The sequence below is a fragment of the Clostridium sp. Marseille-QA1073 genome (genome assembly GCF_054863625.1).
This window is the reverse complement of the sequence record NZ_JBSVQM010000032.1, coordinates 1-23,938: the sequence shown is the minus strand read 5'-3', so window position 1 is coordinate 23,938 and position 23,938 is coordinate 1. Positions and strand designations below refer to the sequence as shown.

Here is a 23,938-nt window from a genome sequence, read left to right as displayed (position 1 = left end):
TAACAATAGATAATATGTAATAAGTATGAAGTAATGAGTATTTATGTTAGTTAAGGTAACTTTTTAGAGGTAAAACAATTTTGTATATTATCAAAATTAGTTTGAGGGAGATTTGAGAAATGAATTTAGCAAGAGTAGAAAAAAATGACTAAACAAAAAGGTCTAAAACGATTTAGACAATATTTATTGAGAGGCTTTACTTTTGTCATTTTTATTTTATTAATAGGCTGTTTATATGAAAGAATAGGTGGATACAAGGATGAAAAAAACTATCTTCCAGTGGGTAAGATGGTTGAGGTAAATAATCATAAAATTAATGTTTTTAGCAAAGGTGAAGGAAATTCTACTGTGGTTTTCACTGGAGGATTAAATGAGCCAAGCTCTTATGCAGATTTTTATCCTGTTTACAAGGAAATTTTCAATTATACTAGAATTGTTACTTATGATAGACCACGACATGAATGGAGTGAAGTAACAGATGGATCAAGAGATATAGATTCTATTGTAGAAGAAATGCACACTGCACTTATTGAATCAGGAGAAAAATCTCCCTATATATTAGTTGGACACTCATATGCATCATTGCAAATGATAAGATTTGCACAGCTTTATAAAGATGAAGTATCTACGTTAATATTGATAGATGGTGGCAATCCTGAGTACTATGCCCAAAATGGCTTGGAAATTGCTAATAGTACAGTAGCTAAGTATAAGTTTCTAAAGTCTACTGGTATAGCAAGATTAGCACTTTATCATACAGATTTCTTTTCAAAAAAACTTAAGTTATTACCTGATGATTTAAAGCAAATATATTTAGGAATGGCAGTAAAAACTATGTATAACAAAAATATTATAGATGAAGGTAATGGAGCAAAAGCTAACGCAAAGACTGTATTAGAAAATGGTCATTTAGGTAGCTTACCAATTAGAATACTAACTGCTCCTAGTGATCCTGAATGGGATAACAGTCAGATAGCCTTAAAAGAATGGTCAACAGATAGCAAACAAATAGTTGTTAATGGAGCAGATCATGCTATACATCAATATAATCTAGATGTTGTGAATAATGAAATAAAAAAACTAATAGAGAAGCATAAGTAGAAGATATTAATGCTAACAACTACAAGTGTTTAAATTAAAACTAGAGTTAATACATATTTATAATATCAAACAAATTAAAATTACTTGGTTTTTGATAACTTTTGTAACATACTTAAAGACAAAATAACAAATTATATATGCCTTTGATGAGGTTATAAGTGCTAGCTTATTACAAGATTAAAAAGCTAGCACTTAATTTTTATCATATATAGTTTCCTTATTGCAATCATTTTATTAAAGTGATAAAATAATTTCTAAAAGGAAACTATTTTATATTAAAGAGGTAATTGTTTATGAATGAAAAATTATATAATTCTAAATTAGAAGAAGGCTTATCAACACTTCAATGCGAACTTGTTGCTGAGAGAAATAGAGTAAATCCAGAAAATATTTCTTGGTTTCAGTACGATTTATTAGAGTTGTTATATCGAACAAAGGGAAGTTTGCCTTCAGAATTAAGTATTAAACTAGGTGCTTCACGTTCTAAAATATCTAAGGCATTGAAGGGACTTAAGGAAATAGGCTATATTGAACAAAAGAAACAACCTAATGATGACGCACGAGAATTTTGGACAGAATTAACAGATAAAGGATTCAAATTTTTAAAGAATACTAAGAAAGGACATGAATATTTAGCAGAAATTGCTGAAACTACTTTAACTAAAGATGAGCAAGTATTGTTTGCTGAGATGTGTATCAAATTAAGCAAAGTATTTGAAGAGAAGAGGAGATACTATGACAGAAGAAATGATTGAAATACTTCATGCAAATGAAAATAATCTTAAGGATATATCAGTAAAGATTCCGAAGAAAAAAATTACTATAGTCACAGGATTATCTGGTTCAGGAAAATCTTCGCTGATTTTTGACACATTAGCTGCTGAGTCCCAACGAATGCTAAATGATACTTACTCTGCCTATATTCAACAGCTATTACCTCATTATGGGAGGCCAAATGTTGAAAAGATTAATAATCTTCCTGTATCTATTATTATAGATCAAAAAAAGATAGGTGGGAATGCACGTTCAACAGTTGGAACAGTCACCGACATTTACACCTTGTTGCGTCTACTTTTTTCTAGAATTGGGAAACCTTTTGTTGGCTATTCAATGAACTTTTCTTTCAACAACACAAATGGTATGTGTCCTCAGTGTCAAGGATTAGGAGTAGTTAAGGACATTAATATTAATAAACTAATTGACTTTGATAGAAGTTTAGCTGAAGGAGCTATTAGATTTCCTACATTTCAACCAGGAGGATGGAGGTTAACTCGATATACTGAATCTGGATATTTTGATATTCAAAGACCTATTAAAGATTACTCTAATTTAGAGCTCAATACTTTACTTTATGAAAAAGAAAAAATACCAGATAACCCTACAGAAAAATGGCATAAAACAGCTAAGTATATTGGTGTTATACCTCGAATTAGAACTTCATTTTTAGAAAAAGAACAAAAACAATACAAAGAAGAGATTGAAGAAATTATTAAAGAACAGATTTGTCCTCGCTGTGAAGGAAAAAGATTGAATGATACGATTTTATCTTGTAAGATTAAAGGAAAATCAATCGGTGATTGTGTGAATATGTCAATAAAGGAATTAAAATCTTTTATTCAGACAATCCATGAAAAAGAAGTTCAGACGGTGATTGATGATATTTTTCAGCGTTTAAGTACATTAGAAGAAGTTGGATTAGATTATTTGACATTAAATCGAACTACTAATACATTATCTGGAGGAGAATCTCAACGTATTAAAATGTCAAAGCATTTAAACAGTAGTCTCAGTGATATTTTATATATATTTGATGAACCTAGTACTGGATTACATCCTCATGATATCATTGGTATAAATAAGATATTTAAGGGGCTTAAAGATAAAGGGAATACAGTAGTAATAGTGGAGCATGATCCTGATGTGATAAAGATAGCAGACCATATAATTGATATGGGGCCAAAGCCAGGAATTCATGGTGGGGAAATTCTTTTTGAAGGAACCTATTTAGAGCTATTAAATAGTCATACCATTACGGGACTTGCTTTATCTGAAAAACATAAAATAAACATGATAAATAAAGAATTCACTGAGTTTTATGAACTTAATAATGCAAATATGTTTAACTTAAAGAATATATCAGTAAAAATACCTAAAAATGCCTTGACAGTTGTAACAGGAGTAGCCGGTTCAGGTAAAAGTACATTGATTACACGTCTTTTCATAAATAGTTATCCTAATAGCATCCTTTTAGATCAAAAAAGAGTGTATACATCTTCTCGCTCAATATTAGCTACGTACATTGGCTTTTTTGATAAAATTCGAACCGTGTTTGGAAAAGCAAATAATCAATCACCTTCATTATTTAGCTATAATGGAAAAGGAGCGTGCCCTTTATGTAAAGGTATGGGAATAATTAAAACAGACCTTGCCTTTCTGGATGATGTAGAGGAAACTTGTGATTTATGTGGCGGAAGACGATACAGTAAAGAAGCTTTGAGTTATAAATATAAAGGATATACAATTAGTGATATTCTTAACCTTACAGTGGAAGAAGCTTTAACTGTTTTTACAGACAAAGAAATTAAGAAAATATTACATACTATTCAAGAAGTAAATCTAAGCTATATAAAACTTGGACAGTCGTTGGATACATTATCAGGAGGAGAACTTCAGCGATTAAAAATTGCTTTAACACTTTTAAATGATACTGGTGAGATCTACATATTTGATGAACCAAGTACTGGTTTACATGAGGCAGATACTAAAAAGTTGATAGTACTATTAAACAAATTAATTGAACGAGGAAAAACAATTATTGCACTAGAACATAATTTGAGCATCATGTGTCATGCTGAGTGGATTATTGATTTAGGGCCTCTTGGAGGCTTTAATGGTGGAGAACTGGTATATATGGGATATCCACAAAATATAATAAACTGTTCTTCATCCTTAACTGGAAAAAGATTATTAGAATATATATCAAAAGAATAGATATCAATTTTGATTGTTGCATATTATTAAAGGAAGTCATTATGCCTTCCTTTAATGAACATAAAAAAATTATGAATTAATTATAACTCACAGCTCATGTATTATTTTATAATAATAAGAAAAAATATGGAATTTTGGATCAATGATTTAAATTTGAAAGAAAGAATATTGGATTTTATACAAAAGTCAAATAAAAATTAAAAATATTATTGCTTGGAATACTGTATTATTCAAAAGTAAATTTTATAGTATTTTTATTACACAATTTGATTAAAATGCGACGTAAGTTTTAATTTCAGACTACGAACAATGTTCTTTGAAAACTGAATAATACAGTATTAAAAAATAAAAGTTATCTCAAGTATATTGAAAATTGGTGCAAAAAAGTGGTAAATATGATAAACTTTCTTTCTGAGTTAAGTCATAGTTGTATTATAAGGCGAACTACAGATTATTTATATTAGGAGGTATTAAATTGAGTGAATTAATTTTAGTAAACCCATCAAAGGTTTTAGAAGAAAAAATTCTGGAATACAAACAAGAGTATTTAGACTTTGAGGAAACTAATATCAATGGCAGTTGTGGTCTAGCTCGTTATAATGATTTTGATGAATGGCTTGAAATTGTTCTTTCAATTGAGAAAGATAAACTTCACAATAATGTTCATGCCAGCACATTCTTTTCTGTAAGAAAATCTGATAATAGAATTATAGGTACTATTCAACTCCGTCACTTTTTAACTGATGAATTAGAAAAACATGGAGGGCAAATAGGCTATGGCATTCGTCCAACTGAGCGAAAAAAAGGTTATGGTAAGCAACAATTATTAATTGTTTTAGAAATTGCAAAAGATATGAAAATTCCAAAAGTAATGATTATCTGTGATAAAGATAATATTGCTTCAAGTCAGACTGCGATGAGTTGCGGTGGTATATTAATAGGCGAAAATTTCCATGAAGGTAAAGAACAACAAATATATTGGATTAACCTCCGCTAATAAGAAGAATCTACAGTAAGTTTCTTGCACAATATTCTTATAAGATTACTTATTATAAAATATGTTATAATTGATTTGTAATAGTAAAATAATTTTAAGTAAAAATTATTTTTATAAGACATATAGATAAATAAGAATTTGTCAGTGAGCTATTTTCGGTTAAGAATAATTGTATTATAATACAAGCTAGATAAATTATGAATTTGAGGTGAAATGCTATGGACAAATATACAAAAGAAGAATTGATAGAAGCACTACAAGTTGTATCCTCAACTATCAGTAAGTGTGAAAAAATACAGCCAAAATTTGAGGAGGGTACCTCTCAGCACACACTCCTTAAGAACAGGATAAAAGCGATGTATATTTCAAAATCATTAATAACAGATGAAAATGTTATGGACAAATATACAAAAGAAGAATTGATAGAAGCACTACGCCCAGTATCTTCAGTTATCAGCAAATGTGAAAAAGCACAGCTAAAATTTGATGAGGGTACCTCTCATCACAAGCGCTTTAAGAACATAATAAAAGCGATGTATATTTCAAAATCATTAATAACAGATGAAATTAGTAAAAGAAATTAATTTCCAGTTTTTCGGTGAAATTATGAGTATAACTCGAAGCTAGACAAATTTCAATTTGAAAAAATAAGTATAAAATAATATATTAAGATATCGTAGTATTCATAAGTAAATTTGCGGTATTTTAAAATTATTATGTTATATATATAACATAATAATTTTAATATTAATTAAATGGTAATCGTATAATAATAGATTTTATAAAAGGAGTTATTTGGATATGAATAGTTTAAATGATATAAATAAATTTCTTAATATTTTAGATGAAAACAATATATATTATCGTTTAAATAAGATAAGATCAGAATGTATTATAATTGAAGTTGCAGTTCCGGGACAAAGATGGGAAATAGAGTTTATGGAAGATGGCACTGTTGAGATTGAAAAATTTATTAGTGATGGGTTATTTTATGGTAAGGAAGAATTAAAAGTCTTACTTAGTGAATTTTCAGATTAGAATAAACTTTAATCAAATGTTCAGATACAGCATTCTTATTTTATGTAGCACATTATATAATCAGATATTCTATTCATAATACCGTACTATTCAACGTGAATATGCGGTATTTTTTATGCCGTAATTTGATTAAAAGGTGATGTATTTCTTGAAAATGAAAATACAGACAATGTTCTTTGAAAATTGAATAAATACGGTATTAGAAAGTATAGTTGTTTTACATTTGAATATGATATAATTGCTACTAGTTAAGTAACAATAGTAAAAACTGTGAAGTATTTTCATGGAGGTATGAATGTAATGAAAAAAAATTATATAAGAGTAGTATGCTTAATAATTATAGTTTTTACTACATTTGCCTTGATAGGATGTCAAAGTAGTAAAAGAAAAAATGTAATAACAGACTATACCAATGGACCTGGAAAGGTAATTTATGATTTTATAGTATCAAGAGACGGTGAATCAGTAGCGGATAAAGTAATAATAACTGATACAAAAAATGCCACAAAGGATGGTGAGCATCAATTTAATATTTATCAATACAAAGAATATACTGGTCAAGATGAATTTATATATTTTATTTTAAAGCAAGATGAGGGTGGAAACTGGTATATATATATAAAAGTTCCAGATGCATAATCTTCTTATTTAAAGTCATAACTGAAGAAATGAATGGTTTACTAAAACACCGTATTATTCAAGTTAGAATTTTACGGTGTTTTTACGTCACAATTCAAATGTATTATAAAGGACACTTGACCAGCGTGGTTATAACTTTTTAAAAAATGGAAAATTATGAGTGAAATATGAGCATTATAAATATACTTCTGTAATGGTAGAGAGCAGTGGAAGTATTAAGACTTCATACCTAAAAAATAAACATATTTGCAAGTTTAACAAAGGAAAATATTTGGAGATTTTTTCAAGTGAGTTAAGAACAAGACCTCAATGTTCTCCTAAAAGAACAGGAACGAGTTAGGTTGCAATTTGATTATTTTATTAAGTAACTGCTGAAATTTAAGATACAAAAAATGCTCTTTAAAAATTGGATAATGCGGTGTTAGAAATAACTATATGGGATTATATAAATTATGATATAATTACCATTAATTAAGGCAAAATGGTAAGATATTATGAATTAATATATTTGTATTAACATCAATACAAAACTAAATTTTTATTGACTTAATTAAGAATTCCCTAAAACAGTTTAAGGAGGATATATAATATGATTGATATAGAAATTCTAAATAATATTGATGAGGAAGATATGGATAATGTATTAGATGTATGGGAATCATCGGTAAGAGCAACGCATACTTTTTTAAATGAAAAGGATATAATATCAATAAAACCTCAAGTTAAAGAAGGAGCTTATTATGTTAGTAAACTTATGTGTATAAGAGATGATGAAGGTACTATACAAGCATTTATGGGTGTGCATGATGGTAAGATTGAAATGTTATTTGTAAGTGATGAATGTAGATGTAAAGGCATAGGAAAAAGGCTTGTAGAATACGCAATAAATAGTTTAAATATAAAATATGTAGATGTAAATGAGCAGAATATACAAGGTGTAGGATTCTATAAACATATGGGATTTGATATATTTAAAAGGTCGGAGCTTGATGAACAAGGAAATCCATTTCCTATACTTCATATGAAATTAAAGTAAATATATTTAACTAATAATTTTTTTATTTAGAGTCATAACTGAAAAAACGAATAATTTACTAAAATGCCGCATTATTCAATGTGAATATACGGCATTTTTTATGGCGTAATTTGATTAAACTATATAACAGATATATAGATATTAGATATGAAAATAATGTTCTTTGAAAATTGAATAACATGGTATTTATGAATAATCATATTGTACCATGTTATTCAAACATAAATACAATTTTGTTGCATTTATGTTAAATTTAACCTATGACGGTTTGAAGATGTAAAAAATATGTACTATATAAAATGGAGGAAAAAAATGGAGTGCAAGATACAAAATATATCTATAAATTATGAAATAATAGGAGATGGAAAGCCAATTGTTATGCTACATGGTTATTCCCTAGATCACAGATTAATGACTGGATGTATGGAACCTATATTTAGTACTAAAGATACTTATAAAAGAATATATATTGACTTACCAGGCATGGGCAAATCAGAGAGTGCAGAGTGGATTACTAGTTCTGATATTATGCTTGAAATTGTAATTGATTTTATTAAAAAGATCATTCCAAATGAAAATTTTTTACTTGTAGGCGAGTCATATGGTGGCTATATATCAAGAGGAATAATCTACAAAATGGCAGATAAGGTAGATGGGGTTTTATTAATTTGTCCACTTATAATAGCAGATAATAAAAAACGAAATATTCCTGAACATGTTATTTTAGTGAAAGATAATACGGTATTGTCTAAATTGACATCGGAAGCTGCTGAACAATTTAATTCTATGGCAGTGATTCAAAGTAACGTAATCTATGAAAGGTATAAAAAAGAAATAATATCTGGTGCTAAAATGGCAGATATTAAATTTTTAGAAAGTCTTAAAGAAAATGGCTATGAATTTTCATTTGATGTAGATAAGATAAATAAAAAATTTGATAAACCTGCTCTTATACTGTTAGGTAAACAAGATTCCTGTGTAGGATATAAGGATGCATGGAATATCTTAGAGAATTTTCCGAGAGCAACTTTCACTGTATTGGATGAATCAGGACATAATTTACAGATAGAAAAAGAAGAATTATTCAATTCACTAGTTAATGAATGGCTTATAAGAGTTGGTGAATCATAATATTCTTATTTAACGCAATAAATATAAAAATCGAATAATTGTTTAAAGTGTTGTATTATTCAAAGTTGAATTTATGATATTTTTATGCCTTATTTTAAAGTATTTTAGACTTTATATTAACTTTAATAAATAATTTATAATACTATTATAATTAGTTGTATGCTGTGAATTAAAAATATTTATCTTTTCGGAGGTTAAAATGCGTACGGAACAAGAAATGTTTAATTTAATATTAGATATTGCAAAGAATGATGAAAGAATTCGTGCAGTTATTATGAATGGATCCAGAACAAATCCAAATGCTATAAAAGATATTTTTCAGGACTATGATATCGTGTATGTTGTTGAGGAAACAAAATCATTTCGTGAGCAGAAAAATTGGATTGACCAATTTGGCGAACGATTATATATGCAGTATCCTGAAGAAAGTTCTTACTATCTAAATGATGTAGACAATTGTTATGGATGGCTTATTCAATTTACTGATGGAAATCGTTTGGATTTGCATGTGTCTACATTATCACATGTGCTAAGAGAAATTAAAGAGGACAGTCTTTGTAGAATACTACTTGATAAAGATAAATGTTTACCTAAGATACCAAAAGAAACTGATAAAGATTATTGGGTAAAGAAACCAACAGAGCGTCAATTTTTTGATACCTGTAATGAATATTGGTGGAGCTTAAATAATGTTGCAAAGGGATTATGGCGAGAAGAAATACCATATGTAATGGATATGATAAATTATTGTGTTCGTCCTCAATTAATACGTTTATTAGAATGGAAAATAGGATTCAAAATGGATTTTACTGTTAATATTGGAAAATCAGGAAAGTATATGTATAGGTGGTTGGAAAACAAGGAATGGAGTACATTTTTGAAAACATATCCTTCTGGAAACATAAAAGATATCTGGAAATCAGTTTTTATTATGTGTAATTTATTTAATGATATTGCCAATGAAGTATCATGTAACATGAGTATTATATATAATGAAATTGAAGCAAATAATAGTTTAAAGTTTTTAAAAGATGTTTATTTATTGCCAAAAGATGCAAAAGAAATATATTAGTTAATATTTAAGGGTAACTAATTAATAATCTTGGGATATTACTGAAGATAAATTTAAAAATAAAATTAATTAAAATACTGTATTATTTAAACTTGAATTTTACAGTATTTTTTATGTCATAGTTTGATTAAAGTGGGACATAACTACTTTGAAATGAGAATAAGAACAATGATCTTTGAAAATTGAATAATGCGGTGAAAATGGTATAAAAATTCTCATTCAATTAAGATTGCATGGAACTAATTAGCTAAAGATGATATAATTACAAGAAATTAATACACAATGGTAAGAAAGTGTGAAGTAATTTCACATATATATTATACCATAAAATTACAATAATTTAAAGACTGATAGTTCATTAGATATTGTAGTATAATAATATTTAATGTCTGGAGGGATAAATATGGAAGAAAGAACTTTTAATACAAGACAAGTAAGTTTGAACTATGTGGAGAAAGGAACTTCTGATATTTCTATATTACTACTACACGGTGGATCTTCTAGGTGGCAAACTTTTAGAGATATAATTGATGATTTATCAGTAGGCTTTCATGTCTATGCGTTAGATCTTAGAGGACATGGAAAGTCAGGTCGCACAGAAAAAATGTATAAAATACAGGATTATGTACCTGATGTTAAAGAATTTATAGAAAAATGTATTGAAAAGCCAGCAATAATAATAGGCCATTCACTTGGTGGTATGATAGCTATTTTGTTGGCAGCATACTATCCTAGCATGGTAAAGGCGTTAATAATAGGAGATTCACCAATATCATTGGATGTATTAAGGAGTCACTCAGAAAGTCAAAAGGAAATGACTATGCTTTGGAGAGAATGGTCAAAAAACTTATCAATTGGTGAAATCGTAAAAAAACTGAAAGCAATGCAAGTTCCAATGCCAGGAGGAGAAAGAACAATTTCTGCTGCCGAGGCTTATGGGGAAAATCATCCTTGGTTTAAATTTATGGCTGAAAATTTAAAACAAAATGACACTAATATGCTTACTGCTATAATAGATGATTTTGATAATACCTATGAAGACTATGATGTGGAAAGATTATTCCCTTTAATTAAATGTCCTACGTTAATTATAAAGGGGGACTCAAACCAAGGAAGTTTAATTAGGGACAATGATATAAATTTAATTAAAACATTAAACAGTAACGTAAAACACATTGAAATAGAAGGTGTTGGACATGCGCTCTATATGCAGGATAAGCAGTCGTTTATAGATGCAATACTATCATTTATAAATGAAAATGTACAGAGCTTAAGATAGATTAATAACTACGCAGTCTTCTTATTTAATGTTACAACTGAAAAAATGAACGATTTACTTAAGCACCGAATTATTCATGAATTGAATTTTGGGGTGTTTTTACGTCGCAATACAAAAATTTTATGAAGTAATAAAGAGAAAATAATGAGTTAAGAATTTGCTTATAAGTTAGTAATTATTTATGATACTAGAAAAAACTTGTGTAATTTGGGAAAAGCCATTTGTTAGGAAATAGAATAATATAAAGAATGAGTATAAAATAATAAAACATCATAAGATGGAATCTTTTAAAGTAAAAGAATATGAAGCAAGTAAATAATTCAAATAATTAAAAGCATCTAGGAAATTAGGTGCTTTTTTATTCACATTTTTATTTAGATACGGAGTGGAGGCTATACACATCTATGAATAAGCTTCATATTATGTTTATAGAAAGTAAAATTTTTTAAGAAAAATTTTGAAAAACTTGAGCTAAAAAATAGGGGGAAATAAATATGAGTGATTTTTGTCAACTTTGTAATGAATTTGCTAGAATACTTGGAGCAGAGATTTTAAGTACAGCTAACGATGTTTGTACAGTAACGTTTATGAGAGATATTGATGCAGAAATATTAGGAAGACGAACTCATTCTCCATTAGCATTATCAGCACTATTTTCATTTGAATCACCTGATAATGAAGGTAGAACTCTTAATTTAGGTGAGACAGTTATTCTTCAAGAAGAAATAAATGACTTTATATCTATTTTAAGAAAAAATGGAATATTAGTTACTGCACTTCATAATCACTGGCTATTTGATGATCCAAGGCTTATGTATATTCACTTTGAATCAATTGATGATCCTATAGATTTTGCTAGAAAAGTAGCAGAAGCACTTTGTGTATTGCGAAGATTTGGATCAACTGATAATTCTATAGATGTTGTTAGAAGAATAGCAGAAGCACTTTCTGCATTAAAAAGATAATATAAATTTTAAATTATATTAAAGCACTTACTTAGATAAGTGCTTTTTTACTCCTATTTTTATAGTATTTAGAATAATTAATATAATTATAGGAAATTATAACATAGAATGTAAAATACGGAGGTGTTAGTTTTGTTTGAACATAAAAAACAATTATTGCATGAAGTAAAAGTTGAAAGACCAAATCCACAGTATGCTATATTAATGCAAGAACAACTAGGTGGAGGTAATGGTGAACTTAAAGCAGCAATGCAATATATTTCTCAAAGTTTTAGAATAAAAGATCCTGAGATAAAAGATTTGTTCCTAGATATTGGTGCAGAAGAATTAAGCCACATGGAAATGGTAGCACAAACAATAAATTTACTAAATGGTCATGATGTGGACAATGAAAAGGTTAATAATGGTGAAATCCAGACCCATGTACAGAGTGGTTTATCGCCTGTACTAATTAATTCTTCTGGAGCACCATGGACATCAGATTATGTAACTGTTACTGGAGATTTAGTTGCAGATTTATTATCTAATATAGCATCTGAACAAAGAGCAAAAGTTGTATATGAATATCTATATCGTCAAATTGAAGATAAGGAAGTAAGAGCAACAATTGATTTTTTACTTAATAGAGAAGAAGCCCACAATGCTTTATTTAGAGAAGCATTAAATAAAGTTCAAAAGTCTGGTTCAAATAAAGATTTTGGAGTTACAGAAGACTCTAAACTTTACTTTAATTTATCTAATCCAGGATCAGAGCATGAGGCTCCAAATCCAACTCCACCTTCATTTGAAAATCCGAGAAGATAATTAACAAAATAATAAGAGATTATATTTTTAAATAATAGTCTAAAAAAACTATACGTATATTTCTAATTTTCAAAGAATAGATAATCAGGAGCCTGTAATAGGGCTCTTTTTTATATAAAAGATTAAAAGTAAGGTGGGAATATACTAAATATCTATAGTTGATGTAGATGTAGAATTTGTAAAAATGAATTTACACTATTAACGAAAGAAGTTAAAAAGCGAGTAAGGTAGGAAAGATATTTAGTATGTTTTTATTCACAGAAAATTAATAAACAGAAGGTTAGAAATAGTTTGAAAGAATATATGGGACAGATGATATAATTTTAATAATACTTATTTAATTGGATAAACTTAACATGACTATTAGCTTCCTAAAAATCACATAATATAAGCGTATAAAATTATATTTATTGGAGGTAAGAATATGAGAAAACTTTCAGAAGCAGAATTGCTATCTTTAACATCACTATTGAAGATGGAGCAAGACGGATTAGTTGTACAAAGAGCAGTAAATGCATTAATAACAGATGAAAACTTAAGAAGACAAGGTGAATCTAGCGTATTAGCAACAGAGGGTAGGATAAAAGGATTACAACAGTTTATTAATGAAAATCAAGTAACAGTTATGGCGGAGGTATAATAGAATGGCAAATTTAATTGGAAATCTAATTAAAAATAACGTTGATATTAATGATGAAGTTATTTCTACAAATATGCTTGCTTCTGGAAAAGCTGCAGCTGATGCATATCTTAATGCTACGTTAACAAGCAGTACTCCAGAATTGAGATCCATATATTCTGCTGGTTTAAATCAAATAGTTGGAGGACATACTGCTCTTACAGAACTAGCTGTAACTCAAGGTTGGGTTAAACCTTACAATTCACCTGTACAACAATTGACTGATACTTATAATGAATCAAAAACTGTAATTAGTCAAACTGAACAATAGTATAAAGTTAAATATATTATAAGTAGTTTAAAAGAGCTCTTAATAGGGCTTTTTTTATATGTAGAAAGTGAGATATTATCAATAAGTTAATCAAAAAAGAAGAAAAATTATTATGGATTACAATATGCTAATTTAAACATAAATTAAATTTAACTATAGTTGATTATTGTAGGATAATACATACTATAATAATTACATTAATCAATAAAACAATATCTAGCTTAGATGCTAAGATTGCAGAAAGGATTAAAAGGATAGTTTAAAATAGTAGATGGAATTGTTAGATAGAAGAAGTTTAGAATTATATATTGTTAAAAAGCACCAATTATTAAGGAGTTGAATACAATAATAATATAATTATTAAAAAGGAAGAGATTAATATAATGGGTGGTTTTTATTATAAATTATGGGATAATTATCGGGGAACTTATCGAATTAGTCCTGAAGAAGCTATCCAAATTGCTTTAGGATATATTCCTCATGAATTAGTAGAAGTTGGATTAGGTACTGAGAATGATATATTAATTTATAAAGTTACTATAAGAACTCCTATTGGAATGTATGAAGTAAAAGTAGATACCAGGACAGGGAAAGTACTTGGAATCAGTGAGAGGTCTGAGTAAAGTAAGAAGGTCTTAAGCAATTGATAGAAAAATACTAATATAAGAAGGATTTAACAAGGTTATTTTTTTATAATTAAAAGCGAGACAAGGACGTAAAAAGAAAATAATACTTTATACAAGATGGAACAAATGCAACTTAAAATATGAATATTCCTTTTTTAATACTCTGTGTGGGAAATGGAAGGAGTGTAAGGAAATTGGAACATATTACTTACTTTATGATGATATAGAATATTGTATAAAGTAAAGAAGGTATAAACAGAGAATAAAAGATGGCAGTAAACTTTACACACTTAGAGATACAAAAGCTAAAGTAATATTAATAGAGTTGTTTTTATAGATAGCATAGACATAGAATCTTATAAAAAAGTAGGTACAGAAAAAATGACCAATGAAATTGGAGAGGGAATCATAGGTAAACCTATGTCTAATAATAACTCCTATTTTTTAGATGGTAAGTACGGAGTAGTAACTCCAAGAGATGGTTTAAATTTAAGAGAAGGCAAAAGTACAAATTTTAAAATACTAGTGTTTTAAAATATAGAGAAAAGGTAAGGGGTTATAGAAAAAAGGATAATTGGATACAGTAATTTTAGAAATAAAAAATACGAACTAAGTTAACTTAGTTCGTATTTTTGCAAATTTTTAGTAATCAGTCCAATAGTTTATGAACATTATAAGTTACAATCGGGACTTAACGCCTTTCCAAATATGAGAACTGAAAAAACAGTTATCTGCATCTTGCAACATTGTTTGAAAATCTCTAAAAGAAACCGTAAAATTAAAAAGATTTTTATCAAAATGAGGTCTTGAAAACACATCTACATTTCCAATTACAGCTCTTGGACTATCCTTCTTAGCTTCATTAAAAGGTATTCTAAATACAGATGCACAGCCGGAAGACATAGGAGCAATGACTTCATCATATGTGTCTCGTCTAAAATAAAATAATTGTATAAGTGCCGAAAGCTGATCAGGGTTAACAAAAAATGTTACAGTGCAAGGATTATCGCCTTCTTCATAGGGTTTAATAATTATATGTGCCTTTTGATTTAATACATTTTTGGGTTGGTTCTCCAACATTCTAACTCCTGTTTCCGAATCTATTTTTAATTTTTCTCCTTTCGGAAAGCCTTCACCTCGACCACAGGACAAGAAATACCCAAATCCACCGGGAATATCAGGTAATCCATCATAAAAACCAAATCCTGACTTAGCGCCTCTGCAGGTTAAGTTATCGCAGCTTACAAGAATGGTTTCACCATTTATTGATTTGTTAAGCATTTTCATAGAGCATCCTATTAATCTTTCTTTACATGTTTCAATCTCTTTATCACTTTGAATAATTGATAATGGCGGAAAATTCATATTTAATTCCTTCATAAGTTCTTTGGTTTCCATATAAATAGCCTCCTTTTATTAATTATATATTTGATTTTTTATATATAATTGTCATTTTTATTTATAGTAAAAACAGAATAGCAATAGTGAAATAGATATATGGTATACAAAAGATTTTGAAAAATTGAATTAACTCTGTTCATATTAAAAATTATTTTATTACCTATCACAGTTCTTTATTATTATAAAAATAGGATGTATATGCAACTATTTTGTTAAAATTTTTACACCTAAAAAATATAGGTGTAAGATTTTAAATTTTCTTTTCTCTTCGCAATAACTCTACTAATGTTTCTGCATTGCCTAAAATCATATTCAAAGTTTCTAGCATTTCATTACATCGTTGAGAATCTATACCATCCATAAAACTTTCAGTTATATTGTATAAAATATTCATGAGAGTTGGCATAAATTCAGAGCCTTTTTGAGTTAAGTAAAGTTTATTATATCTTTTGTCTTCGTTATCAGTAATTCTATAGATATAACCATGTTTCTCTAGTTTTATTAAAGCTTTTGCTGTAGTAGCTTTATCCGTTTTTACTAGCGAAGTTAAATCTTTCTGGGATATACCTTCATTTTGGTAAATGTTAATTAAAAAAAAATATTGCCCGCTACCCAGTTCATATTCTTTTAATTTATGATTAATCAATATTTGTTGATATCTATTTAACACAGTGATATATTTTCCAAATAGTTCTCTCATTTTTACATCCTTTCAAAATTATATACAATTAAAAGTAAATTTATAGTAGCATAAATAGAATGTATTTGCAACTATTTTGTATAGATTTTGTCTTACTAAAAGATTTAGTACCAACGAAACTGTAACTAGGGGAAAGGATTTGTTTAAAATTGATAACTATATGAATTGTAAAACAATAGATGAATATCAGGAAGCTAAAATAAAAGAAGTAATAAAAGAGTATGAAAATAATTTAAAAGAATTAAAAAATCAAATCAAAATTGATATATTAAGGTAAAATAAGAACGGGGACATTAGAAATAGGAGCTACTTTTTTATTTTATAAATGGAAGACTTAAATAGTTGTAGAATAAGTAAATAAAGTTTATTATTAAATTTAATATATGATGTATTTAAATAATGGCACGTGCAGATGACAACTAAAAAAATTGAAATTTAACATATTGATATTATAAAAAGGATGGGTCATTAGAGACTATACATAGTAAATCTCTTTTATTTTCCTACACTAAAAAAGTATAGTATCTAATATTCTTTAAATATTAATAATTTAATTTTTATAATTTAAATAATCATATCTTAATCAATTTTCCTACAATAATATATTTAAACATATAAAGAAAAGTAAGCAATTAAGTTGATATTTTTAACTTATCATTAACAATTTTTGGTTTATTATGTTATAATTAATTAAATTAAAATAACTGATGATAACTAGATTGTTATCGTTAGATTTAAATATATTAATTGATAGGAGAATGATATTATGAATAATGAAGAGCAAAAAAAAGAAAAAGAAACTTCAAGTTTAGTGCTAGAAAAATTATTGCAATCTAGATCAATTGTAATTTCCGGAGAGATTAATCAAGCTTTAGCGGAAAAAGTAACTACACAACTTTTAATTCTACAAGAAATGGGAGATGAACCAATAAAATTATTTATCAACAGTCAAGGTGGTCATGTTGAAGCTGGTGATACAATTCATGATATGATTAAGTTTATTAAGCCACCTGTTATTGTAATTGGTACTGGCTGGGTTTCAAGTGCTGCTATTACAATTTACCTTGCAGCTGAAAAGGAAAATCGTTATTCTTTACCAAATACAAGATATCTGATACATCAACCATTAGGTGGATTTAACGGTCAAGCTACAGATATTGGTATTGAAGCAGAAGAAATATTAAGAGTACGCAAGAGAATTAACAATATAATTAGTGAAGCTACTGGTCAATCATTAGAGAAAGTAGAAAAAGACACAGATAGAAACTATTGGTTAAATGCTTATGAAGCAATTGATTATGGAATAGTAAATAAAGTTATTTCAAAATATGACGAGCTAACAAATTTATAGTTTATTATCATATTAATCTATATAAGAGCAACAAGTCTTATAAATTAAGGCTTGTTGTTTTTATTAATATTTATGATTATAAACATATTAACAAATATCTTAAATTGTACATAAACAATATTTAAATTTAAAAGGGAGGTGAAAACCTCCCAATTTTATTATTAAGTCAAAGGACTTTCAATGAGTGTTGTGAAAACAAATGGATGATTATGACCATCATCTATTGTAGTAACACCTGTTACTAAGTGAACATGTTTACCATTACCAACATCAATAGCTAGTCCTGTAGTTATACCTACTTCATGATGGTGATTTAAGAAAAAGTCAGTATTCACTAAGATAGCATGAATATGAGAAGAACCTATAGGAATAACTTGGCTTGTAACACCAGCAAATCTATGATTATGCCTATCCTCTCCTTGCTCAGCTAACATAGTGCTTCCTAAGAATTCATGAACGTGAGTTTGGCAATCATCAGTATTTTCTATATAATCTTTAGAGTTTGAGCCTTCATCTAACATGACGGTACCTCCTTATATGCTGTTTAGTAAATAAAATTAAATTATTTAGAAAGGTGTGAGAGATGTGAGCAAAGAAAGCAAATCCATAGATGCCGTCTTCCAATTGTCAAGGTAATTTAGTACTTTCAAAGAGTTTAAGGATTACTAATATACGTTGTTATAGTAATAATATTTAGGCCTTAAACTATCATCTAACGAACACACTTTCTTATATATAAATATTCATAAAATAAGCTTTTGATACTATGTGAATAGTTAGAAAGCTATAAAAAGAAAGATATAGAAAATATATAAAAGGTTTTATAAATAATATATTTTCCTCTGATAGGTTTTAAGCCTATCTTTTTTTTATATATTTAAAAGCTAATTTATGAAATGTATTTTTATTAAATTTATAACAACATAATATCCATTTTTTCATTTAATATAGTTTACATAATGAAAGGAGGGATATTATGTCAGAAAAACAGGAAATAATACAAAAGATTGAAGAACTGAGAAACTTAATGCATTTGTTAATGAACCAAAGTGAAACATTGACCAACAGTGAATTAGTAGAAATTAGTCAAGAATTAGACAAGCTACTGAACCAGTACAATAGACTTTTGATGAGTGAGTAGTATATATCACTCAATTACTAGAAACTAGGTAAGGTACTTGATTAAGATAAAATTCTTAATCAAGTACCTTATTCAATTGAGAATTTTGCATTGTGAATTGAAATACTTAAGGGTGTAGCTATAGTTAGCTATACATTAATTTTTAAGATAGCTTGCTTGTATGGATACAACGTGAAAATTTAAAGTATAATCTAAAATATAAATTTCCTATAAAAATAGTTTGACTCCTTGAAATTTGAGAACTAATAGCTAAAAATACGAATTGAGGATAAAATTTACTAAGGGGGAATTTATTTGTATGCTTTATCTTTTATAATTCAATTTATAACGAGTTATAAAAGATAAAAAATAGGTTTTCAATAATGAACATATTAAATATTCATATTGAAAACCTATAGAATTTTAAATATTTAATATGATTTTTAATCAATTCTATCATTAATTATTTTGAGCATATTCAATACTAAATTACTGGAGTTATTAGCTGATATTTTCTCGAAATTATTATAGCTAATATGTGCCTCACAATCAGCATTATCAGAAATACTTCTAATCACAATGAAAGGAATTTTATTAATATAGGCTACATGTCCAATTGCGGAACCTTCCATTTCAACGCAATGAGGGGAATAGCCTTCTATAATTTTATTTTTTAATTTATTATCTGATATAAAAGCTTCACCAGTTACAATTCTTCCAACATGATAATTGAATTCTTTTATCTTCATGTTTTTATAAGCTTGTATAGCAATTTCTACTAATAAGTTACTTGTTTCAAAATGCTCAACAAAAGGAAACCATCCTTTCATCTGCTCCTTACGAACATCATGATAAGTAACATTGTTGGAGATTACTATATCACATATTTTCACTTTATTATTTAAGCTTCCTGCTATACCAGTGTTAATTATACTAGTAACTCCAAATTTATCAATTAATATTTGAGTACAAGCTGCAGCATTAACTTTTCCAATGCTGCAAGAGGTCAACACCAAATTTACATTTTTAAAAACTCCAATATAAAATTTAAAGCCAGCATAAATTTCTTTCTTTAATATGGTTATGCTATTTTTGATAAGTTCAATTTCTAAATCCATTGCTCCAATGATACCTATAGTTGTTTGCAAAGATCATCTCCCCTTAACATTACATAATAATTAACAGTTATGATATATTTTATATATGAGTATATCATAGTTTAATATATATAAATGTTAAAATTAATATATTAAACTAAATAAAATGAAAATTTTAAGTATATAGGGGGAAAGGATATGTATAGCATTCTTTAATTGAAGATGATTGCAATTTATCTAAAGAGATAAAGTTAGCTCTTAGTAAATGGCAGTTTAATGTTGAGATTTTAAAGGATTTTGAAAATATAATTGAAGAATTTATATTGATTAATCCTCATCTAGTTATTATGGATATAAATTTACCTTATTTTGATGGATTTTATTGGTGTAAAAAAATTAGAGAAATATCTAAAGTACCAATAATTTTTCTTTCCTCTAGGGATTCTAATATGGATATAATTATGGCAATTAACAATGGGGGAGATGACTACATAAATAAACCCTTTCAAATAGATATTTTGATAGCGAAATTAAATGCTCTTTTAAGAAGGACCTATTCCTATGGAGATGAGAAGGGACATTTTATAAGTTATAAGAATGTTATATTAGATATAGAGAAAGGGATTTTAATATATAAAGATGAAAAGCTAGAGCTTACTAAAAATGAACTTAAAATATTAGTTGTATTAATGAAAAATCAAAGAAAAATAATATCAAGAGATAGACTTATGATAAGTCTTTGGGAGAATGATGAATTTATAAATGACAATGCTCTAACTGTAAATATCAATAGGCTTAGAACAAAGATTAAGGAAATAGGTATTGAGAATTTTATAAAAACTAAGAAAGGCTTAGGATATATAATAGAATGAATATCTATAAATATTTAAAAGAAAATAAACTCTTTATCTATTGCCAAATAGTAATACTTATAATTTTAAATTTATTTATATATAGTAATACAAATATAAATAAGGTATTAATAGATATTTTGTATATAAATTTTTTAGTAATTTCAATATTTATTATATACATATTGATTTCCTATAAGAAATGGAATACAAGATATAGAGAATTTAAAAAGCTAATAATGGAATCTAGTGATATAGGGTCTTTAGATATAAAGGGAGAATTAGTTCAAGATGAAATTATAAGAGATATTCTAATTTTAAAAGATAGAATAAAATATGATGAAATTAAAAGTTTAAAGGAAAACATAGATGAAATTAATGAATATATTTCAAAATGGATTCATGAAATAAAAATCCCCATCTCTGTTTGTGATCTTATAACAGATAGATTAGAAGATATAGAGGCTTCAAGAAATATAAAAAATCAAATGGATAAAATTAATTTTTTAGTGAGCCAAGTATTATATAGTACTAGAGCAAATAGCTATTCGGAAGATTTATTAATACAGGAACTATCTTTAGAAAAGCTTGTACGAGAAGGGGTCAAAAAGAACTCATATTCTTTTATAACCAATAAAATTGATTTAGAACTTGGTAATTTAGATTTCAATGTTCTTACAGATAAGAAATGGATTCTTTATATACTAGATCAAATAATTAATAATGCTATTAAATATTCTAGAGCAAATGGAAAAGTTGAAGTTTATAGCGATGAAGATGAAAAAATCATCAACCTTCATATTAGAGATAATGGTATAGGAATATTACAAGAGGATATAGAAAGGGTTTTCAATAAAGGATATACAGGTACTAATGGAAGAGCAAAAACCTATAAATCTACAGGGATGGGATTATATTTTTCTAAGAAGATGGCAGATAAACTAGGGCATAAAATGAAAGTAGTATCAAAAGAAAATGAATTTACTGAATTCATCATAAGTTTTTATAAAATATCAGATTATTTTAATATTACAAAAATGTAACTTTAAGAGCTATAAAGTAATCTAAAGAGAGGGAAAATGTTTTTCTGTTAGATTAAACTTAAAGTACAGAATAGATAAACTATGCAAAATGTAGAATTATTATTGAAATCAATTTTTGTAAATTAATTTTTTCAAATGGACTTTTCCATGAAAGTGATTGTGTTACTTCAAAAAAATCACTTTAAAACTTCTCTTATAAAAGAGAAGTATCAATAATTGTCCATTGTCAATAGTCAATTCTCAATTGTGTATATTTGGAGGTATTAAAAATGGATTCAGTATTAAAAATTCAGGGATTAACTAAGAACTATGGAATAAAAGGTTTTACTACTGTTGCACTAGATAATATTGATATGGAGGTTAAAAAAGGAGATTTTTTAGGGGTAATGGGACCTTCTGGAGCAGGTAAAACAACTCTGTTAAATCTTATGTCAACTATAGACAAGCCGACAAAGGGAAACATAATTATTGATGGAGTAGACATCGGTAAATTAAGCAATAAGGAATTATCCAAATTAAGAAAAGATAAGATAGGGTTTATTTTTCAAGATTTTAATCTTTTAGATAATATGACATTGAGAGATAATATAGCACTTCCATTAGCACTATCAAGAAAAAATCATAAAGAAATAGAAAAGAAGGTTTCTGAGCTTGCAGATTTTTTCGGCTTAAATGATCATTTAGAAAAATATCCTTATCAGCTATCAGGTGGACAAAAGCAAAGAGGCGCAGCAGCAAGAGCAATTATAACTTCTCCTAGTATAATCTTTGCTGATGAACCAACAGGAGCATTAGACACTAAGTCTTCTTCAGATCTTTTAAATTGCTTATCAAAATTAAATGAAAAAACTAATTCTACAATTATAATGGTTACTCATGATGCTTTTGCAGCTAGTTTTTGTAAAAAGGTTTTATTAATAAAAGATGGTAAGACCTATTCAAGATTAGATAGAAATGAATCAAGAAAGGAATACTATGGAAGAATATTAGAATTGCTTGCTTCTTTAGGAGGTAGAAATAATGAACTCTTTTAAGATGGCATTAAGAAACTGCAGAAATAATATTAGAGTATATTATGTTCATCTTATAGCAATGACAGTTTCTGTAGCAATTTTATTCAATTTTCAGAGTCTACGATATGGTGAAACTATAAAAAATTTTGACAAGGTGGGAGCAGGCTATTGCTCTATAATGTTAAAGACTATAACTGTTATGTTAATAGTATTCCTTGTGTTTTTCATATGGTTTTCTACCAACATATTTTTAAAACAAAGAAAAAAGGAAATTGGAATATATGCTTTTATGGGAATTGATAATCATCAAATAGGAAGAATATTCTTTTTTGAAACTTTACTTTTAGGTTTATTTTCAATATTCTTAGGAATAGTAATTGGAATTTTTTCTACTAAATTGTTTCAAATGATTGTAATTAAGGCATCTGGTTTTCAGGTAGAAAGTAAATTTGATATAACATTTAATTCTATAGGTAGTACAATATTGATTTTTTTAGTTATATTTTTATTCATGTCTTTAAAGGGATTTATAAATATAGCAAATTGTAAACTTATAGATTTATTTAATGCTGCAAAAAAAGAGGATAAGATGCCTAAAATAGGTGTTTTAATCTATGCTATAGCAGTAATCTCTGTAATTATTATTATATTAGGATACAGAAACGCTTATTTAGCAGCAGATAATTTTAATAAAACATTAAATGCACTAATATTAGTAATTTTAGCTACCTAT

Annotated in this window: 29 protein-coding genes; 25 read left to right on the top strand and 4 right to left on the bottom strand. The window is 27.4% G+C overall.

The features are described from left to right. Nucleotides 1-144: 144 nt before the first annotated feature. From ACY1IQ_RS19295 to ACY1IQ_RS19210, 18 genes are all read left to right on the top strand, one after another. Nucleotides 145-1,101 (top strand): alpha/beta hydrolase, encoded by a 957-nt coding sequence (locus tag ACY1IQ_RS19295; RefSeq protein ID WP_461615512.1) that lies wholly within the window; start codon nucleotides 145-147, stop codon nucleotides 1,099-1,101. A 293-nt stretch (nucleotides 1,102-1,394) separates the two neighbouring features. Beyond that, nucleotides 1,395-1,856, top strand: a complete 462-nt coding sequence (locus ACY1IQ_RS19290; RefSeq protein ID WP_461615511.1) for a MarR family winged helix-turn-helix transcriptional regulator — start codon at nucleotides 1,395-1,397, stop codon at nucleotides 1,854-1,856. Next, the gene (locus tag ACY1IQ_RS19285) at nucleotides 1,837-4,092 is read left to right on the top strand and encodes an ATP-binding cassette domain-containing protein (RefSeq protein WP_461615510.1); all 2,256 of its coding nucleotides are present in this window, start codon (nucleotides 1,837-1,839) and stop codon (nucleotides 4,090-4,092) included. Before ACY1IQ_RS19290 ends, ACY1IQ_RS19285 begins: the two co-directional genes overlap by 20 nt. 475 nt (nucleotides 4,093-4,567) lie before the next feature. Further along, a complete protein-coding gene (locus tag ACY1IQ_RS19280) occupies nucleotides 4,568-5,089 on the top strand; it encodes a GNAT family N-acetyltransferase (RefSeq protein ID WP_461615509.1) in 522 nt (173 codons plus the stop codon). Nucleotides 5,090-5,307: 218 nt separating this feature from the next. After that, the gene (locus ACY1IQ_RS19275) at nucleotides 5,308-5,673 is read left to right on the top strand and encodes a hypothetical protein (protein ID WP_461615508.1); all 366 of its coding nucleotides are present in this window, start codon (nucleotides 5,308-5,310) and stop codon (nucleotides 5,671-5,673) included. A 217-nt stretch (nucleotides 5,674-5,890) separates the two neighbouring features. Next, nucleotides 5,891-6,127 (top strand): hypothetical protein, encoded by a 237-nt coding sequence (locus tag ACY1IQ_RS19270; RefSeq protein ID WP_461615507.1) that lies wholly within the window; start codon nucleotides 5,891-5,893, stop codon nucleotides 6,125-6,127. Nucleotides 6,128-6,427: 300 nt separating this feature from the next. Beyond that, the gene (locus ACY1IQ_RS19265) at nucleotides 6,428-6,766 is read left to right on the top strand and encodes a hypothetical protein (protein ID WP_461615506.1); all 339 of its coding nucleotides are present in this window, start codon (nucleotides 6,428-6,430) and stop codon (nucleotides 6,764-6,766) included. A gap of 160 nt (nucleotides 6,767-6,926) precedes the next feature. Continuing rightward, nucleotides 6,927-7,106: a hypothetical protein gene (locus ACY1IQ_RS19260; protein ID WP_461615505.1), complete on the top strand. Its 180-nt coding sequence runs from the start codon at nucleotides 6,927-6,929 to the stop codon at nucleotides 7,104-7,106. A gap of 249 nt (nucleotides 7,107-7,355) precedes the next feature. Then, nucleotides 7,356-7,802 carry a GNAT family N-acetyltransferase gene (locus ACY1IQ_RS19255; protein WP_461615504.1) on the top strand — a complete coding sequence of 149 codons (447 nt, stop codon included), beginning with the start codon at nucleotides 7,356-7,358 and terminating at the stop codon, nucleotides 7,800-7,802. Nucleotides 7,803-8,114: 312 nt separating this feature from the next. Continuing rightward, a complete protein-coding gene (locus ACY1IQ_RS19250) occupies nucleotides 8,115-8,933 on the top strand; it encodes an alpha/beta fold hydrolase (RefSeq protein ID WP_461615503.1) in 819 nt (272 codons plus the stop codon). Nucleotides 8,934-9,132: 199 nt separating this feature from the next. After that, nucleotides 9,133-10,005, top strand: coding sequence for an aminoglycoside 6-adenylyltransferase (locus tag ACY1IQ_RS19245; RefSeq protein ID WP_461615502.1), 873 nt, complete (start codon nucleotides 9,133-9,135; stop codon nucleotides 10,003-10,005). Between the two features lie 403 nt (nucleotides 10,006-10,408). Then, nucleotides 10,409-11,284 (top strand): alpha/beta fold hydrolase, encoded by an 876-nt coding sequence (locus tag ACY1IQ_RS19240; protein ID WP_461615501.1) that lies wholly within the window; start codon nucleotides 10,409-10,411, stop codon nucleotides 11,282-11,284. A 494-nt stretch (nucleotides 11,285-11,778) separates the two neighbouring features. Next, complete coding sequence (locus ACY1IQ_RS19235) at nucleotides 11,779-12,249, top strand: DUF1259 domain-containing protein (RefSeq protein WP_461615500.1); 471 nt, start codon at nucleotides 11,779-11,781, stop codon at nucleotides 12,247-12,249. 132 nt (nucleotides 12,250-12,381) lie between these two features. Next, nucleotides 12,382-13,053 carry a manganese catalase family protein gene (locus tag ACY1IQ_RS19230; RefSeq protein WP_461615499.1) on the top strand — a complete coding sequence of 224 codons (672 nt, stop codon included), beginning with the start codon at nucleotides 12,382-12,384 and terminating at the stop codon, nucleotides 13,051-13,053. A gap of 424 nt (nucleotides 13,054-13,477) precedes the next feature. Next, complete coding sequence (locus ACY1IQ_RS19225) at nucleotides 13,478-13,693, top strand: hypothetical protein (protein WP_461615498.1); 216 nt, start codon at nucleotides 13,478-13,480, stop codon at nucleotides 13,691-13,693. Nucleotides 13,694-13,697: 4 nt separating this feature from the next. Continuing rightward, nucleotides 13,698-14,003 carry a spore coat protein gene (locus ACY1IQ_RS19220; RefSeq protein ID WP_461615497.1) on the top strand — a complete coding sequence of 102 codons (306 nt, stop codon included), beginning with the start codon at nucleotides 13,698-13,700 and terminating at the stop codon, nucleotides 14,001-14,003. A 383-nt stretch (nucleotides 14,004-14,386) separates the two neighbouring features. Next, nucleotides 14,387-14,626, top strand: a complete 240-nt coding sequence (locus ACY1IQ_RS19215) for a PepSY domain-containing protein (protein WP_461615496.1) — start codon at nucleotides 14,387-14,389, stop codon at nucleotides 14,624-14,626. A gap of 384 nt (nucleotides 14,627-15,010) precedes the next feature. Further along, nucleotides 15,011-15,163 (top strand): hypothetical protein, encoded by a 153-nt coding sequence (locus ACY1IQ_RS19210; RefSeq protein ID WP_461615495.1) that lies wholly within the window; start codon nucleotides 15,011-15,013, stop codon nucleotides 15,161-15,163. Nucleotides 15,164-15,307: 144 nt separating this feature from the next. Here the strand turns inward: ACY1IQ_RS19210 and ACY1IQ_RS19205 are convergent, their stop codons facing one another. Next, on the bottom strand, nucleotides 15,308-16,027 hold the full coding sequence (locus tag ACY1IQ_RS19205; RefSeq protein ID WP_461615494.1) for a DUF169 domain-containing protein: 720 nt from the start codon (nucleotides 16,025-16,027) through the stop codon (nucleotides 15,308-15,310). Between the two features lie 253 nt (nucleotides 16,028-16,280). Further along, a complete protein-coding gene (locus ACY1IQ_RS19200) occupies nucleotides 16,281-16,730 on the bottom strand; it encodes a MarR family winged helix-turn-helix transcriptional regulator (protein WP_461615493.1) in 450 nt (149 codons plus the stop codon). 76 nt (nucleotides 16,731-16,806) lie between these two features. Here ACY1IQ_RS19200 and ACY1IQ_RS19195 point away from each other — a divergent pair, with 76 nt between their 5' ends. Continuing rightward, entirely contained in the window at nucleotides 16,807-17,007 is a 201-nt protein-coding gene (locus ACY1IQ_RS19195) for a hypothetical protein (RefSeq protein ID WP_461615492.1), read from the top strand. A 489-nt stretch (nucleotides 17,008-17,496) separates the two neighbouring features. Then, nucleotides 17,497-18,081, top strand: a complete 585-nt coding sequence (locus ACY1IQ_RS19190; protein ID WP_461615491.1) for an ATP-dependent Clp protease proteolytic subunit — start codon at nucleotides 17,497-17,499, stop codon at nucleotides 18,079-18,081. 161 nt (nucleotides 18,082-18,242) lie between these two features. Here the strand turns inward: ACY1IQ_RS19190 and ACY1IQ_RS19185 are convergent, their stop codons facing one another. Continuing rightward, the gene (locus tag ACY1IQ_RS19185; RefSeq protein ID WP_461615523.1) at nucleotides 18,243-18,569 is read right to left on the bottom strand and encodes a YmaF family protein; all 327 of its coding nucleotides are present in this window, start codon (nucleotides 18,567-18,569) and stop codon (nucleotides 18,243-18,245) included. Between the two features lie 488 nt (nucleotides 18,570-19,057). On the opposite strand from ACY1IQ_RS19185, the gene ACY1IQ_RS19180 reads away from it, so the two are divergent. Continuing rightward, a complete protein-coding gene (locus ACY1IQ_RS19180) occupies nucleotides 19,058-19,222 on the top strand; it encodes an aspartyl-phosphate phosphatase Spo0E family protein (protein ID WP_039629872.1) in 165 nt (54 codons plus the stop codon). A gap of 422 nt (nucleotides 19,223-19,644) precedes the next feature. Here ACY1IQ_RS19180 and ACY1IQ_RS19175 read toward each other — a convergent pair whose 3' ends face one another. Further along, nucleotides 19,645-20,349, bottom strand: coding sequence for a 5'-methylthioadenosine/adenosylhomocysteine nucleosidase (locus tag ACY1IQ_RS19175; RefSeq protein WP_461615490.1), 705 nt, complete (start codon nucleotides 20,347-20,349; stop codon nucleotides 19,645-19,647). A 164-nt stretch (nucleotides 20,350-20,513) separates the two neighbouring features. Here ACY1IQ_RS19175 and ACY1IQ_RS19170 point away from each other — a divergent pair, with 164 nt between their 5' ends. The 4 genes from ACY1IQ_RS19170 to ACY1IQ_RS19155 all read left to right on the top strand — a co-directional run. Continuing rightward, on the top strand, nucleotides 20,514-21,170 hold the full coding sequence (locus ACY1IQ_RS19170; protein WP_461615522.1) for a winged helix-turn-helix domain-containing protein: 657 nt from the start codon (nucleotides 20,514-20,516) through the stop codon (nucleotides 21,168-21,170). A gap of 218 nt (nucleotides 21,171-21,388) precedes the next feature. Next, entirely contained in the window at nucleotides 21,389-22,192 is an 804-nt protein-coding gene (locus tag ACY1IQ_RS19165) for a sensor histidine kinase (RefSeq protein ID WP_461615489.1), read from the top strand. A 269-nt stretch (nucleotides 22,193-22,461) separates the two neighbouring features. Further along, nucleotides 22,462-23,226: an ABC transporter ATP-binding protein gene (locus ACY1IQ_RS19160; RefSeq protein ID WP_461615488.1), complete on the top strand. Its 765-nt coding sequence runs from the start codon at nucleotides 22,462-22,464 to the stop codon at nucleotides 23,224-23,226. Beyond that, nucleotides 23,213-23,938: FtsX-like permease family protein (locus ACY1IQ_RS19155; RefSeq protein ID WP_461615487.1), on the top strand; the 726-nt coding region annotated here is incomplete at its 3' end. The genes ACY1IQ_RS19160 and ACY1IQ_RS19155, both read left to right, overlap by 14 nt.